Source organism: Amycolatopsis sp. NBRC 101858, assembly GCF_030269325.1.
GTDB lineage: Bacteria > Actinomycetota > Actinomycetes > Mycobacteriales > Pseudonocardiaceae > Amycolatopsis > Amycolatopsis ponsaeliensis.
In genome coordinates this window covers 199,017-213,703 of record NZ_BSTD01000002.1, presented here as the reverse complement: position 1 = coordinate 213,703, position 14,687 = coordinate 199,017, and the positions used below count along the sequence as shown (strand labels likewise).

Here is a 14,687-nt window from a genome sequence, read left to right as displayed (position 1 = left end):
CACCTCCGGTTCAGTGCGCCCCGACCGGGACGGGCGGGTTGCTGGTGTGGTCGAGCAGCGAGATGGCGGCGTGGACGTGCCGCAGCGCCGGGGCGGGCACGCCGGTGAGGCCGGCCAGCTCCACGACCGCGCCGATGATCGCGTCGATCTCGAGGGGCTTGCCCGCTTCGAGGTCCTGCAGCATCGACGTCTTGTGGTGGCCGACGCGCCAGGCGCCGTCGATCCGCTTCTCGACCGAGACGCCCGGGTCGCTGCCGGCCGCGCGGGCGATCGTGAGGGCTTCGGTCATCATCGTGGCCACGAGCGCGCGCGTGTCGTCGTGCTCGCACATCTGCGCCATGGTCGCCCGGGTCAGCGCCGAGAGCGGGTTGAAGGCGACGTTGCCCATCAGCTTGACCCAGATGTCGTTGCGCAGGTCGGGTTCGACCGGCGCCTTGAGCCCGCCGGCGATCATCGCCGCGCTGAGCACCTTGCACCGCGCGGAGATCTCGCCGTCCGGCTCGCCGAGGGAGAACCGGGTGCCTTCGAGGTGCCGGATCACGCCCGGTTCTTCGATGACCGTGGAGCAGTAGACGACGCAGCCGATCGCGCGTCGCAGCTCGAGCACGGCGGTCACCGAGCCGCCCGGGTCGACGGTCTCGACGCGGTGCCCTTCGAGCGGATGTCCGGCCAGGCCGTGGAAGTACCACCACGGGATGCCGTTCTGCGCGGCCACGATCGCGGTGTCCGGGCCCAGCAACGGGGCGAGGAGCGGCGCGCACGAGGCGTAGGAGTTGGCCTTGAGGCCCAGGAAGACGAAGTCGACCGGGCCCACTTCGGCCGGGTCGTCCGTGACGTGCGGGTGCGCGGTGAAGTCGCCGCGCGGGCTGAGCACGCGGACGCCGTGCTCGCGCATCGCGGCGAGGTGGGCCCGCCGGGCGATCAGGTGCACTTCGGTCCCGCCGCGGTGCAGTGCGGCTCCGACGTAGGCGCCGATCGCCCCGGCCCCGAGAACAGCCACCTTCATGATGTGCCTCCCACTTCGGTCCAGCACGTGATTGCATACAGTATCCTGGATCCTCGATCGAGGCCAGAGTTTGCCGGCCGGAGACCGCGTGAAACTCCCGACAGGGTGAGTTCTGGGATTTTGCATACCAAAACCTGTATCCTGGTCGGAGATCATCGCGTTCCTCTCCCTCCCGAGGTGTCCCGTGAGCCAGCCCGCTTCCCCGCTCCAAGACCGCGGCCCGTCCGGCCGCCGCACGGCCAAGGGCTCGCTCAGCTCGACCGCCGCCAAGCGCGTCGAACGGCCCGCGCCGCTGCGCCAGGTCGTCTACGAGGCCCTCGCCGAGCTGATCATCAACCGCACGCTCGAACCCGGGCAGCACCTGGTCGAAGCCGATCTGGCCGAGTACCTCGGCGTCAGCCGGCAGCCCGTCCGCGAAGCCCTGCAGCGCCTGCAGAGCGAAGGCTGGGTCGACCTCCGGCCGGCCCAGGGCGCGTTCGTGCACCTGCCGACCGACGAGGAGGCCGACCAGCTGCTGAGCGTCCGCAGCGTGCTGGAGACGCACTCCGCGAAGCTCGCCGCCGGCAACGCGACGGCCGACGACGTCCGGCGCCTGTGGGAGCTGCAGCAGGTGGGCGTCGACGCGCTGCGCGCGGAGGACACCGAGGGCCTGGTCGCGGCCAACGCCGCCCTGCACGCGTTCATCACCCAGCTGTCGGGGAACGCCGTGCTGGCGGAGCTGATCGGTCTCGTCGACCGGCGGGTCCGCTGGTACTACACGCCGATCGCCCGCCCGCGCGGGAAGGACGCGTGGAACGAGCACGACGAGCTGATCCACGCGATCTCCGACGGCGACACCGGTGCCGCCGAGCAGATCATGGCCAAGCACACCGAACGGACCCGCCAGGCCTACCACGAACGTCCGGAAGCTCCCCGGTCCTGATGGCTGCAGGACCGGGGAGCAGGCAACCGGACTAGCCGCCCGCCGTGGCGGAAGGCCGCGCCACCAGCTCGGTTTCGGCGAGCTGGTGGCGTGTCCGGCCGGGCTGGCGCAGGAACAGCGTCAGCACCGCGGACAGGAGCGCGATGCACCCGGCGAGCACGTACGCGCCGGTGTAGCCCCACGCGCTGATGACCCCCGCGGCGAGCCCGCCGCCGCCGACGCCACCGATCAGTTTCGCGCTGTAGACCAGGCCGTAGTTCGACGCGTTGTTGTTCTCGCCGAAGTAGTCCGGCACCAGCGCGGCGAACAGCGGGTAGAAGGCGCCGCCGCCGAACCCGGTCAGGAACGCGAACACCATGAACAGGAACAGGTTGTGCGTGTTCCCGGCGTACATCACGCCGAACTGCGCGCCACCGGCGATCACCAGGACGACGGTGAGCGTCTGCCGCCGGCCGATCCGGTCCGAAACCCAGCCGACGACCGCGCGCCCGGTGCCGTTGACGATCGACAGCACACCGGCCGACGACGCCGCGACGAACGCCCCGAAACCGCTTTCCTTGGCGAAGGGCACCTGGAAGTTGATGCCGAACAGCGAAACCCCGCCGATGATCACCAGGCACACCCACATCAGCGGGAGCATGCCGGTCCGGATCGCCTCCATCGGGGAGAACTGCTTCACCGCGGGCGGGTTCTTGGCCAGCCCGCCGGTGCTGGACCTCCGGCCGGCCGCCCAGCTCTTCGGGTCGACCTCCTTCGGCCACCAGCTCTTCGGCGGGTCCTTGAACAGGAACCCGCACACCCCGACGACCAGCAGCATGTAGACGCCGATGACGTCGAGGATCACCGAATAATTGGTCGGGGTCAGGAACGCGGCGAAGACGTAGATGAAGGGGACGGCGCCGTAGGCGAACCCGCCGTTGACGAAGCCCGTCCTCGCACCCCGTTTCTCGGGGTACCACTTCCCGACCATGTTGATGCAGGTGGCGTAGACCAGTCCGGCGCCGGTGCCGCCGAGCACCGAGTACCCGACGAACGCCACCGCCAGGTTGCCGCTGTGCGAGATCGTGAAGTAGCCGATGCCGCTGCACACCGCGCCGGCCAGCATGGCCGTCTTGGCCGACACGATGTTCTTCTCCCGCAACCGCCCGGCCGGGAACGCCACCCCGGCCTGGAAGACGGCCCAGATGCTGGCCAGCCAGAAGGCGTCGCTGAGCGACCAGCCGTACTTGTCCTCCAGCGTGCCTTCGACGGCGCCCCAGCCGTATTCGAAGACACTGACCGCCATCATGGCGATCCAGGGCAGCCACACCATCCAGCTTCGCGAGCGCCCCATGATGTCCTGGGGACTCTCGCCTACTCGGTAAACCCGTCCGTTCTCGTCAGTGATCTCCTGGTACGTAGCTGCGGTCATGAGAGTTCTCTTTCGTCACCGTTGACTCGTGTCCCTCTGTTGCCGTCGTGCGGTGGATCTTCGTCCTTTCGCTCTCGGTGGAACAGCCCCTTTTGAAATGACACTGTGGAGGACGCTCAGAGCAGGCCCGCGGCCCGCGCCCAGCGGTACTTCGCGCCGAGCACCGCGACGGGCTTCTCGGTCGTGTAGGGATAAGCGACGACACCGTGGTCGTAGAGGTAGGTGCTCGCCTCCTCGACCTCGACGTCGCCCGACAGCGAGGCGACGACGGGCTTGTGGATCCCCTTCGCCCGGTACTCCCCGACCACCTCGGAGACCAGCTCCGCGAACACCATCGGCGGGGTGACGATGGTGTGCCAGTAGCCCAGGATCAGGGCGTGGATGCGGTCGTCCTCGAGGCCCAGCGCGATCGTGTTGCGGTAGGTCGAGGGCGGCTCGCCGCCGGTGATGTCCACCGGGTTGCCGGCCGCGCCGAAGGGCGGGATGAACTTCCGGAACGCCGTGTCGAGGTCCGGCGGGATCGCCATCAGGTCCAGCCCGTTGTCGACGCAGGCGTCCGAAAGCAGCACGCCCGAGCCGCCGGCGCCGGTGATGATGACGACGTTCTCGCCCTGCGGCGTGGGCAGCAGCGGGATGCCGCGGGCGTACTCGAGCATGTCGTTCAGCCCGGGCGCCCGGATCACGCCGCTCTGGCGGAGGATGTCGTCGTACACCTTGTCGTCACCGGCGAGCGCGCCGGTGTGGGAGCTCGCCGCCTTCGCGCCCTGCGACGTCCGCCCGGCCTTGAGCACCACGACCGGCTTGTGCTTCGAGACGCGCTTCGCCGTCTCGGCGAACGACCGGCCGTCCTTGAGGTCTTCGAGGTGCATCGCGACGAGCTGGGTGTTGTCGTCCTGCTCGAAGAAGGTGAGCAGGTCGTCCTCGTCGATGTCGGCCTTGTTGCCCACGCCGACGATCGAGGACACGCCCATCTTCGCCGAGCGGCTGAAGCCGAGGATCGCCATCCCGATGCCGCCGCTCTGCGAGGACAGGGCGACGCCGCCTTTGACGTCGTACGGTGTGCAGAACGTCGCCGACAGGTTCTCCGGCGTGTAGTAGTAGCCGTAGATGTTCGGCCCGAGGATGCGGACGCCGTGCTTGCGCGCGATCGCGACGACCTCGTCCTGCAGCTCGATGTTGCCGGTCTCGCCGAAGCCGGACGGGATGAGGATCGCGCCGGCCGCACCCTTCTTGCCGACCTCTTCCAGTGCCGCGGGCACGAACTTCGCCGGGATGGCGAACACCGCGACGTCGACGTCACCGGGGACGTCGGTGATGCTGGCGTAAGCCTTGCGGTCGAGGATCTCGGTGGCCTTGGGGTTGATCGGGTGGATCTCCCCCGCGTACCCGCCGTTGACCAGGTTCTTCATCACCGAGTTGCCGATCTTGCCCGCCTCGGCGGACGCGCCGATCACGGCGATCGACGCCGGCTTCATGATCCGGTTCATCGAAGCGAGGATCTCCTCCTGGGTGAACCGGAACGGCTCCTTCGCCGCGTCCGGGTCGACCAGGATCCGGACGTCGACCGCGGTGGCCCCGCTCGCCGTCGCGAGGACCGGGTTGAGGTCCACTTCGGACAGCTGCGGGAAGTCGGCGACCAGCTGCCCGAGCCCGGTGATCACCGCCGCCAGGGCATCCCGGTCGACCGGGTCGGCACCGCGCACGCCCCGGAGGATCTCCGCCGCCTGGATGCCGTCGATCATCGACAGCGCTTCGTCGGTGCTGGTCGGCGCCAGCCGGAAGGTGACGTCCTTGAGCACCTCCACCAGGACACCGCCGAGGCCGAACGCGACGATCTTGCCGAACGTCGGGTCGGTGACCGAGCCGATGATCACCTCCTGGCCCTCGGTGAGCATCTGCTGCACCTGGACGCCGAGGATCCGCGCGCCGGCGTGGTACGCCTCCGCGTTGTCGACGATCTTCGTGAAGCCCGCCTTCACCGCTTCGGCGTCTCGCAGTCCGACGAGCACGCCACCGGCCTCGGTCTTGTGCAGGATGTCCGGCGAGACGATCTTGAGCACCACCGGCAGGCCGATCTCTTCGGCGTGGGCGACCGCCTCCTCGGCGGTGGCCGCCAGCCGCTCGGCCGGGGTCGGGATGCCGTACGCCTCGCAGACCGCACGCCCCTCGGGCGCGGTCAGCGACGACCGGCCCTCGGCCGCCGCCTGGTCGAGGATCTTCTCGACCGCCGCGCGATCCACCACTCAGATCACCCCCGCCGCGCGGAACTTCTCGAGCTCCGCCTCGCCGTAGCCGAGCTCGGCCAGTACCTCGTCGTTGTGCTCGCCGAGCAGCGGTGAGCGTTCGATCTCGACCGGCGAGTCGGACAGCTTGAGCGGGCAGCCGACGGTCTTGAAGCTGCCGCGCTCCGGGTGCGCCACCTCGACGACCGAGCCCAGCTCGGCCAGGGTGTCGTCTTCGATCAGTTCCTTCGTGGACAGGATCGGGCCGCACGGGATGTTGTGGGCGTTGAGCTTTTCCATCACTTCCCACTTGGTGTGCTTCTCGGTCCACTCCTCGACGAGCGCGAACATCTTGTCCAGTTTGGACAGCCGGACTTCGGGCGTGGCCCAGGCCGGGTCCTCGGCCAGCTCTTCCTTGCCGATCAGCCGGGCGAGCGGAGCCCACCCGGGTGGCTGGACGATCACGTAGATGTAGTCGTTCGGCCCGCCGGGCGCGCACTTGACCGCCCAGCCGGGCTGGCCGCCGCCGGAGGCATTGCCCGAGCGCGGGACCTCGTCGCCGAACTGGTCGTTCGGGTACTCGCCGAGCGGTCCGTGCGTGAGGCGCTGCTGGTCGCGCAGCTTCACCCGGCACAGGTTGAGCACGGCGTCCTGCATGGCGACCTGGACGCGCTGGCCGCGGCCGGTGGAGGTCCGCTGGAACAGCGCGGCGAGGATGGCGGCCACCAGGTGGATGCCGGTGCCGGAGTCGCCGATCTGCGCGCCGGTCGCGGTCGGCGGGCCCTCCTCGAACCCGGTCGTGCTCATCGCGCCGCCCATGGCCTGCGCGATGACCTCGTAAGCTTTGAAGTCGGCGTAGCGGCCGGGGCCGAACCCCTTGATGGAGGCGTAGATCAGCCGCGGGTTGAGCGCGGAGAGCTTGTCCCAGGGGTAGCCGAACCGGTCGACGACGCCGGGGCCGAAGTTCTCGACCAGGACGTCCACTCCGGACACGAGCTTCTCGAAGACTTCCTTGCCCTCGGCGCTCTTCATGTTGAGCGTGATGCTGCGCTTGTTGGAGTTCAGCATCGTGAAGTAGAGGCTGTCGACGCCGGGCAGGTCGCGCAGCTGGCCGCGCGTGATGTCACCCCGGCCGGGGGTCTCGAGCTTGATCACGTCCGCGCCGAGCCAGGCCAGCAGCTGCGTCGACGACGGTCCGGACTGCACGTGCGTCATGTCGAGGACGCGCACGCCCTCCAGTGCCTTACCCATGGGGCCTCCGCTCACTTGTACATGGTCTGGTTCATGGTTCCGGGGGCGTACACGTCGGGGTCGACCCAGACGTTGATCAGCGACGGCTTGCCGGACTCGCGGGCCCGCTGCAGCGCCGGCGCGATGTCGGCCGGGTCGCGGACCTCTTCGCCGTACCCGCCGAGCATCCGCGCGAACTCGTCGTAGCGGACGTCGCCGAGGGTGTTGCCGACGCGCTCGCGCGGCAGGCCGTACTTCGCGGCCTGGCCGTAGCGGATCTGGTTCATCGACGAGTTGTTGCCGACGATCCCGACGAACGGCAGGTCGAACCGCACCAGCGTCTCGAAGTCCCAGCCTGTGAGGCTGAAGGCGCCGTCGCCGAAGAGCGCGACGACCTCCTTGTCGGGGCGCGCGTGCTTGGCGGCCAGCACGAACGGGATCCCGACGCCGAGTGTCCCGAGTGGACCGGGGTCCATCCAGTGCCCGGGCGACTTGGGCTGCACGACCTGGCCGGAGAAGGTGACGATGTCGCCGCCGTCGCCGATGTAGATCGAGTCCTCGGTGAGGAACTCGTTGATCTCGTGGACCAAGCGGTACGGGTGGATCGGGCTCGCGTCGGAGTGCTGCAGCGGCAACCGCTTCTGCTTCGCCTTCTCCTCGACGGCCTGGAGCTCTTCGAGCCAGGCCTTGCGGCCGACGGCACCGTTGTCGGCGCGTCCGGACGCGGCCTCGGCCACCGCGGCCAGCACCTGGCCGGCGTCGCCGACGATGCCGAGGTCGACGTCGCGGTTCTTCCCGACCGTGCGGTAGTCGAGGTCGATCTGGACGACGGTGGCGTCCTTCGACAGCCGCTTGCCGTAGCCCATCCGGAAGTCGAACGGGGTGCCGACGATGATGATCACGTCGGCGTTGTCGAAGGCGTACCGGCGGGAAAGCTGGAAGTGGTGCGGGTCGCCGGGCGGCAGGGTGCCGCGGCCGGCGCCGTTCATGTAGGCCGGGATGTTCAGCGTGCGCACCAGGTCGACGGCCGGCTCGGTGGCTCGGGTCGTCCAGACCTGGCTGCCGAGCAGGATGGCCGGCTTCTTCGCGTGCACCAGCAGGTCGGCGAGCTTCTCGACGTCGGCGGGGTCGCCGGCGTTCCTCGTCGACGCGCGGTAGCGGCCGGCTTCCGGGATCCGGGCCTGCTCCAGGGGAACGCGCGCGTCGAGGACGTCACGCGGGATCTCGAGGAACGACGGTCCGGGCGCGCCGGCGTAGGCCTCGCGGAACGCCATCGAGACGAGGTCGGCCACGCGCGCGGTGTGCGGGACGGTGGCGGCGAACTTCGTGATCGGCGTCATCATGTCCACGTGCGGGAGGTCCTGCAGGGACCCCATCTTGTGCTGGGTCAGCGCGCCCTGGCCGCCGATGAGCAGCATCGGGCTCTCCGCGCGCAGGGCGTTCGCGACGCCGGTGACGGCGTCGGTCGTGCCGGGGCCGGCGGTGACCACCGCGCAGCCGGGCTTGCCGGTGATCCGCGCGTAGCCGTCGGCCGCGTGCGCCGCGACCTGCTCGTGCCGGACGTCGATGACCTCGATGCCTTCGTCGACGCAGCCGTCGTAGATGTCGATGATGTGACCGCCGCAGAGCGTGAAGATCGTGTCGACGCCTTCGGCCTTCAGCGCTTTCGCCACCAGGTGGCCGCCGGAGATCTCGGCGGGCGCGGGCTCGGCGCCGTTCGTCGGTCGGGCACTCTCCCCCGCGGTGGTGCCGGTCGTGGTCAGCGCCATTGCTCAACTCCTCTGGTCCGCCGCCGGATCTCTCTTGTCCGGCGCTCCGTACTCCGGTCCGCTCGCCGCCGCCCCCTGTCCGTCGAGGTCAGCGGCCTCTTCGCGGCAGACTGTAGATTGCATACCGTATGGGGTAGGCATATAGTCACTCTTCAAGCAGCCCGTGTCCAGGGCCATCCGCAGGGTTTTTCCCGGGCCTCGATCCGGCCCCGGCGGACCGTCACCGCACGCCCCGGACACGGCGGACCTCCTTGCCCTGCACCGCCGCGGAAAGGACGCCCCCGCATGGACCTCTTCGAACACGAAGCCCGAGATCTCTTCGAGAAGCACGGCGTGCCCGTCCCCCGCGGCCGGGTCGCCGCCGATCCCGCCGCGGCCCGGTCCGCGGCCGCGGAGCTCGGCGGCCCGGTCGTCGTGAAGGCCCAAGTGAAGACGGGAGGACGAGGCAAGGCGGGCGGCGTCCGCGTGGTGCACACAGCCGACGACGCCGAACAGGCCGCCGACGACATCCTCGGGATGGACATCAAGGGCCACACCGTGCACCGCGTCCTGGTGACCGAGGCCAGTGAGATCGCCGACGAGTACTACGTGTCCTTCCTGCTCGACCGCGCCGGGCGGACGTTCCTCGCCATGGCCTCGACCGAGGGCGGGATGGAGATCGAGGAGGTCGCGGCGTCCCGGCCGGACGCCCTGGTGCGGGTTCCGGTGAACCCGCTCGCCGGCGTCGACTCGGCCGCGGTGGCCGCGGCGTTCCCCGCCGACGTCCGCGGCGAGGTCGCCGGCGTCATCGAGAAGCTGTGGGACGTGTTCGTCGCGGAAGACTGCACGCTCGTCGAGGTCAATCCCCTGGCGAGCACGTCGACCGGGATCGTCGCGCTCGACGGCAAGATCACCCTGGACGACAACGCGTCGTTCCGCCGGTCCGCCGCTTTCGACGACCCGCTGGACGGCGACCCCCTCGAACGCGAAGCGCGGGCCAAGGGCCTCAACTACGTCAAGCTCGACGGCGACATCGGCGTGATCGGCAACGGCGCCGGCCTGGTGATGTCCACTTTGGACGTCGTCGCCGCGGCCGCCGCGGAGGCGGGCGCGCGCGGGCCGGCGAACTTCCTCGACATCGGCGGCGGCGCGTCGGCCGAGGTGATGGTGAACGGGCTGACCGTCATCCTGGGCGACCCGCAGGTGCGCAGTGTGTTCGTCAACGTCTTCGGCGGGATCACCGCGTGCGACGCCGTCGCGACCGGGATCGTGCGCTCGCTGGAGATCCTGGGCTCCCGCGCCACCAAGCCCCTGGTCGTCCGGCTCGACGGGAACAACGTCACCGAAGGCAGGCGGATCCTCGCCGAAGCCGCCCACCCCCTGGTCACCGTGGTGGCCACCATGGACGATGCCGCCCGCGAGGCGGCGAAGCTCGCGATCGCGGAGGTCTGACCCGTGGCCATCTTCCTGGACGAGACCAGCCGGATCGTCGTCTCCGGCATCACCGGCTCCGAAGGCGCCAAGCACACCCGGCGGATGCTGGCCGCCGGCACGAACGTCGTCGGCGGGGTGAACCCGCGCAAAGCCGGGCAGCAGGTGGAGATCTCCGGTCGTTCGCTGCCGGTGTTCGGCAGCGTCGCGGAGTCGATCGCGTCGGCCGCGGCCGATGTCTGCGTGCTGTTCGTGCCGCCGCCGTTCGTCGAGGACGCCGTCGTCGAAGCCGTCGACGCGGGGATCGGGCTCGCGGTGGTGATCACCGAGGGCGTCCCGGTGCACGACACGGCCCGGCTGTGGGCCCACGCGGTCGCGGCGGGCGGGCGGACGCGGATCATCGGGCCGAACTGCCCGGGCATCATCTCGCCCGGGAAGTCGAACGCCGGGATCATCCCGGCCGACATCACCGGCCCGGGACGGATCGGGCTGGTGTCGAAGTCCGGCACGCTGACCTACCAGCTCATGCACGAGCTGCGGGACATCGGGTTTTCCACGTGTGTCGGCATCGGCGGCGACCCGATCATCGGGACGACGCACATCGACGCCGTCGAAGCGTTCGAAAAGGACCCCGAGACGGACCTGATCGTGCTGATCGGCGAAATCGGCGGCGACGCCGAGGAACGCGCCGCGGAGTTCGTGCGGACCCGGGTTGCGAAGCCGGTCGTCGGGTACGTCGCCGGGTTCACCGCACCGGAGGGCAAGACGATGGGCCACGCGGGCGCGATCGTCTCCGGTTCGGCCGGAACGGCGGCGGCGAAGAAGGAAGCGCTGGAGGAGGCGGGAATCCGCGTCGGGCGGACGCCGAGCGAGACGGCGGCGCTGGTCCGCGAGGTGCTGGGGTGATGCCCGCGAAGCCGCGGCTGAAGCTGGCGGTGCTCGCGTGCATGGACGCGCGGTTCAGCGTCCACCGGCTGCTCGGCCTCGGCGAGGGCGACGCGCACGTGATCCGCAACGCGGGCGGCGCGGTGACCGACGACGCCATCCGCTCGCTGACCGTCAGCCAGCACCTGCTGGGCACGCGCGAGATCGTGCTGATCCACCACCGGGACTGCGGGATGCGCACGTTCACGGACACCGAGCTCGCGCGGCGGCTGGAGTCGTCGACGGGCATGCGGCCGGGCTGGGCGGCGGAGACGTTCACCGACCCGGTCCAGGACGTCCGCCAGTGCATCGCGCGGCTGCGGGCGTCGCCGTTCCTGCCCCACACGGACGTCGTCCGCGGTTACGTCCTGGACGAGCGGACCGGCGCGCTCGACGAGGTGCCGTGATGGAGCTGCGTCAGCTGGCGGTGGTGGTGGCGGTCGCGGAGGAGGGCGGTTTCACCGCGGCCGCCCAGCGGCTGCGGACGGTCCAGTCGACGGTGTCCACGGTGGTCCGTGCGCTGGAGCGCGACCTCGGGACGCCGCTGTTCCACCGCACGACGCACCGGGTGGTCCTGACGCCCGCCGGCGAGGCGTTCATGCCCGCCGCGCGGGCGGCCCTGGAGGCGGTGGCCCGGGCGCGCGCGGCGGTGTCGCCGGTGTGCGGCCGGGTCCGGCTCGGGGTGTGCCCGGGGCTGCTGGCGGACTGGCACCGGGCCCTCGCCGCCCTGCGGGGGGTGCATCCGGGGTTGGTGGTGGAGGTGCGGCAGGTCCGGGCGGGTGACGCGGCTCCGGCCGAGTCCACTGTGGACGTGGTGCTGACGGAGGTCGCGGGTGGCGCCGATCGGGCCGCGGTTCCTTCGGCCGAGCTGGTCACCACCCCGCTCCCCCGTGAAGAACTCGTCCTCGCCACCGCGCCCGGCGGTTCGCCCTTCGCACCGGCCGATCTCTCCGAACTGTCCCTCGTGGACTTCCCGCCGGGCTGGGCCATCCGCGCAGCCGCCGACCGGGCGTTTCCCTGCCGCCGGCGCTCGCTCGAGGTCGATGATCTCGCCGTTGCCGCCGGGCTCGTGCGGGCCGGGCTGGCCGCCTGCGTCCTGCCCGCGTCGGCCGCCTCGCGGTTCGCCGATCTCACCGTCCGGCGGTTCGACCGGCCACCACCGTGGCAGCTCGCCGCCGTGCACCGGGGCGATCCCTCGCCCGCCGTCGCTGCCCTGCTCGCTCAGCTCGGCTGAAGTCCCAGCCGGTCGGGTCGCGTGTAGACGTTCATCGACGTGCCGCGCAGGAACCCCACCAGCGTCAGCCCCAGCTCCCCGGCCAGGTCCACCGCCAGCGACGACGGCGCGGAAACCGCAGCCAGCAACGGGATCCCGGCCATCGCCGCCTTCTGCACCAGCTCGAACGACGCCCGCCCGCTCACCATCAGCGCCGTCCCGGACAGGGGCAGCCGGCCGTCGCGGGTCGCCCAGCCGACCACCTTGTCCACGGCGTTGTGCCGGCCGACGTCCTCGCGCAGGCACAGCAGCTTCCCGTCGGCGTCGAAGAGCCCGGCCGCGTGCAGGCCGCCCGTGCGGTCGAAGACCCGTTGCGCCGCGCGGAGCTCGTCGGGCAGCCCGGCGAGCGTCGCCGGGTCGGTGCCGAACGGGTCGTCCTCGATCGGCCACGGCACCGTCGTCCGGACGGCGTCCAGGCTCGCCTTGCCGCACAGCCCGCACGAGGACGTCGTGTAGAAGTTCCGCTCCACCGAAGCGTCCGGCGGCGCGACGCCCGGTGCGAGCACGACGTCGAGCACGTTGTACGTGTTGCCGCCGTCGGCCGTGGCCCCGGCGCAGTAGCGGATCGAGCGGACGTCCGAGGCCCTCCGCACCACACCCTCGCCGACCAGGAACCCGGCGGCGAGGTCGAAGTCGTCCCCCGGCGTCCGCATCGTGATGGACAGCGCTTTCCCGGCCACCCGGATTTCGAGGGGTTCCTCGACGGTCAGCGTGTCCGGGCGCGCGGCCGGCACGCCGTCGCGGACGCGCAGCACCCGCCGCCGGCTCGTCATCCGCCCCACGTCACGCCACCGGCAGCAGCGACTTGGGCCGGCCCGGCTGGGTCAGCCGCCCGGACAGCACCGCGCCGGCCAGGCTCAGCACCCCGGCCGCGGCGAACGCGCCGGCGAACCCGTGCGAAGTCACGACGAGCGCGGCGAGCCCGATCCCGACCACCGCACCGACCGCCTTGGCGGAGTACAGGATCCCGAAGTTCTGCGCCGCCGATTCCTCGCCGAAGTACTCGCGCACGAGGCCGACCAGCAGCGTGTAGCAGCAGCCGTTGCCGAGGCCGGCGAGCGCGGCGCCCAGCAGCAGGCCGACGGCGTGCCGGTGCTCGCCCGAGTAGAAGAGGACGAACTGGGCAACGCCACCCGCGAACAGCGCGAACCGCAGGATCCGGTGCCGGCCGAGCCGGTCGGCGAGCCTGCCGATGAGGACCCGCCCGCTGCCGGTCGCCGCCGCGAGCAGCGCCAGCGCGGCCGCGGCGAGCCCGGGCCCGGTGCGCTCGGCTACGAAGGTCGCCAGGTAGGCGAGGTCGAACAGCAGCACGGCGGCCGCGAGCACGACGACGAGGTACAGCGCGAGCGTCGTCCTGCACCGGAACAGCTCCGCCGGCCGGTAGTGCCGGACGGCCGGGCGCCGGTTGTGCGCCCGGTCGAGGGCCCAGGTGCGCGGCTCGGGCGTCGCCGGCCACCAGTTCCGCGGCGGGTACCGCAGCAGCGCGCCGCACCCGGCGATCACGGCGAGCACGACCGCGGCGGTGACGTCCAGAAGCAGCGGTCGCGCGGCCGGCAGCGCGGCGGCGAGGACGACGAAGGGCACGCTGCCGTAGGCGAACGCGCCGCTGACGATGCCCGCGCTCGCCGCGGTCCGGTCCGGGAACCAGGCCAGCACCGCGCCGACGCAGGTGGCGTAGACGAGGCCGGTGCCGAGCCCGCCGAGCACCGAGTAGCCGAGGAAGACGGTGAGCGGGCTGGTCGCGTGCCCGAGCGTCACCAGGCCCGCGGCGCACAGCACCGCACCGGCGGCCATCGCCGCGGGCGCCGGGAACAGGCCGCGTTCGCGCAGCCACGCCGCCGGGAACGCCGTACCGGCCCGGCAGATCGCCCAGACGGCGAGTGAGAGGACGATCCCGCCGAAGGTCCAGCCGTGTGCCCGGCTCAGCGCGGGGACGATCGCGCCGAAGCCGTACTGCTGCACCCCGGCGGCGAGCATCGCCGCCGCGGCCAGCCAGGTGATCCACGTCCGCGGCCGGCCGAGCAGCTCGCGATCGGACTCGCCGACGCGGTACCGCCGTCCGTAGACGTCCCGGAGCTCGCGGATCTCGGTCATCGTGACCGCCTCCTCAGAACTCTCAACTGAAGATTGTATGCAGTATGGAGTAGTCTGAGTGTGCGCCTGTAGCGCCCGATTGTCTACAGCGATGCCCGATCGGCCGCACGCGAGACGGGAGGGCGTTTCAGAGGAAGGCGGCCCGGTGGCCATCGAGGGAGGAGGCGGCCACCGGGCCGTGCTCCGGCGCGGTACCGGCCGCGTGGAGCACTGACAGTCTGGCCATCGGAGCCACCCTCCGACAAGCTTTACCGGCCGGGAAAATGTCCGCTTGCCGCCGGCGGAAGATCCACACGCGACGGAGAGCGACCAGCGGATCCGGTCCGCCGACTCCAGAGAACACAGTGGGAAACAAACAAACGCGCGGCGGAAGCGACTACCCAAGCACGCCCGCACGCGCGCTTTCGCGCGCCGGGATCTCCCCGA

At 71.0% G+C, this 14,687-nt stretch carries 12 protein-coding genes; 5 read left to right on the top strand and 7 right to left on the bottom strand.

All coding sequences use genetic code 11. The features are described from left to right. Positions 1–10 precede the first annotated feature (10 nt). A complete protein-coding gene (locus QSK39_RS14195; protein WP_285478195.1) occupies positions 11–1,006 on the bottom strand; it encodes a 2-dehydropantoate 2-reductase in 996 nt (331 codons plus the stop codon). Between the two features lie 184 nt (positions 1,007–1,190). Here QSK39_RS14195 and QSK39_RS14190 point away from each other — a divergent pair, with 184 nt between their 5' ends. Then, positions 1,191–1,928 (top strand): GntR family transcriptional regulator, encoded by a 738-nt coding sequence (locus QSK39_RS14190; RefSeq protein ID WP_285478194.1) that lies wholly within the window; start codon positions 1,191–1,193, stop codon positions 1,926–1,928. 31 nt (positions 1,929–1,959) lie between these two features. Here QSK39_RS14190 and QSK39_RS14185 read toward each other — a convergent pair whose 3' ends face one another. From QSK39_RS14185 to QSK39_RS14170, 4 genes are all read right to left on the bottom strand, one after another. Next, positions 1,960–3,339, bottom strand: a complete 1,380-nt coding sequence (locus QSK39_RS14185) for an OFA family MFS transporter (protein ID WP_353051057.1) — start codon at positions 3,337–3,339, stop codon at positions 1,960–1,962. Between the two features lie 116 nt (positions 3,340–3,455). Then, a complete protein-coding gene (locus tag QSK39_RS14180; RefSeq protein WP_285478192.1) occupies positions 3,456–5,582 on the bottom strand; it encodes an acetate--CoA ligase family protein in 2,127 nt (708 codons plus the stop codon). Next, positions 5,583–6,812 carry a formyl-CoA transferase gene (gene frc / locus QSK39_RS14175; protein ID WP_285478191.1) on the bottom strand — a complete coding sequence of 410 codons (1,230 nt, stop codon included), beginning with the start codon at positions 6,810–6,812 and terminating at the stop codon, positions 5,583–5,585. 11 nt (positions 6,813–6,823) lie between these two features. Further along, positions 6,824–8,560 carry a thiamine pyrophosphate-binding protein gene (locus tag QSK39_RS14170; protein ID WP_285478190.1) on the bottom strand — a complete coding sequence of 579 codons (1,737 nt, stop codon included), beginning with the start codon at positions 8,558–8,560 and terminating at the stop codon, positions 6,824–6,826. Between the two features lie 285 nt (positions 8,561–8,845). Here QSK39_RS14170 and sucC point away from each other — a divergent pair, with 285 nt between their 5' ends. The 4 genes from sucC to QSK39_RS14150 are packed head-to-tail and all read left to right on the top strand — an operon-like array spanning position 8,846 to position 12,128. Next, entirely contained in the window at positions 8,846–9,991 is a 1,146-nt protein-coding gene (gene sucC / locus QSK39_RS14165; RefSeq protein WP_285478189.1) for an ADP-forming succinate--CoA ligase subunit beta, read from the top strand. Between the two features lie 3 nt (positions 9,992–9,994). After that, the gene (gene sucD, locus QSK39_RS14160) at positions 9,995–10,876 is read left to right on the top strand and encodes a succinate--CoA ligase subunit alpha (protein ID WP_285478188.1); all 882 of its coding nucleotides are present in this window, start codon (positions 9,995–9,997) and stop codon (positions 10,874–10,876) included. Continuing rightward, on the top strand, positions 10,876–11,301 hold the full coding sequence (locus QSK39_RS14155) for a beta-class carbonic anhydrase (RefSeq protein WP_285478187.1): 426 nt from the start codon (positions 10,876–10,878) through the stop codon (positions 11,299–11,301). The genes sucD and QSK39_RS14155 overlap by 1 nt, the downstream gene beginning before the upstream one ends. After that, entirely contained in the window at positions 11,301–12,128 is an 828-nt protein-coding gene (locus tag QSK39_RS14150) for a LysR family transcriptional regulator (RefSeq protein WP_285478186.1), read from the top strand. Before QSK39_RS14155 ends, QSK39_RS14150 begins: the two co-directional genes overlap by 1 nt. Here QSK39_RS14150 and fdhD read toward each other — a convergent pair. Further along, positions 12,116–12,949, bottom strand: coding sequence for a formate dehydrogenase accessory sulfurtransferase FdhD (fdhD, locus tag QSK39_RS14145; protein ID WP_285478185.1), 834 nt, complete (start codon positions 12,947–12,949; stop codon positions 12,116–12,118). The genes QSK39_RS14150 and fdhD overlap by 13 nt on opposite strands. A gap of 1 nt (position 12,950) precedes the next feature. Continuing rightward, complete coding sequence (locus QSK39_RS14140) at positions 12,951–14,261, bottom strand: MFS transporter (protein ID WP_285478184.1); 1,311 nt, start codon at positions 14,259–14,261, stop codon at positions 12,951–12,953. Positions 14,262–14,687: the final 426 nt, after the last annotated feature.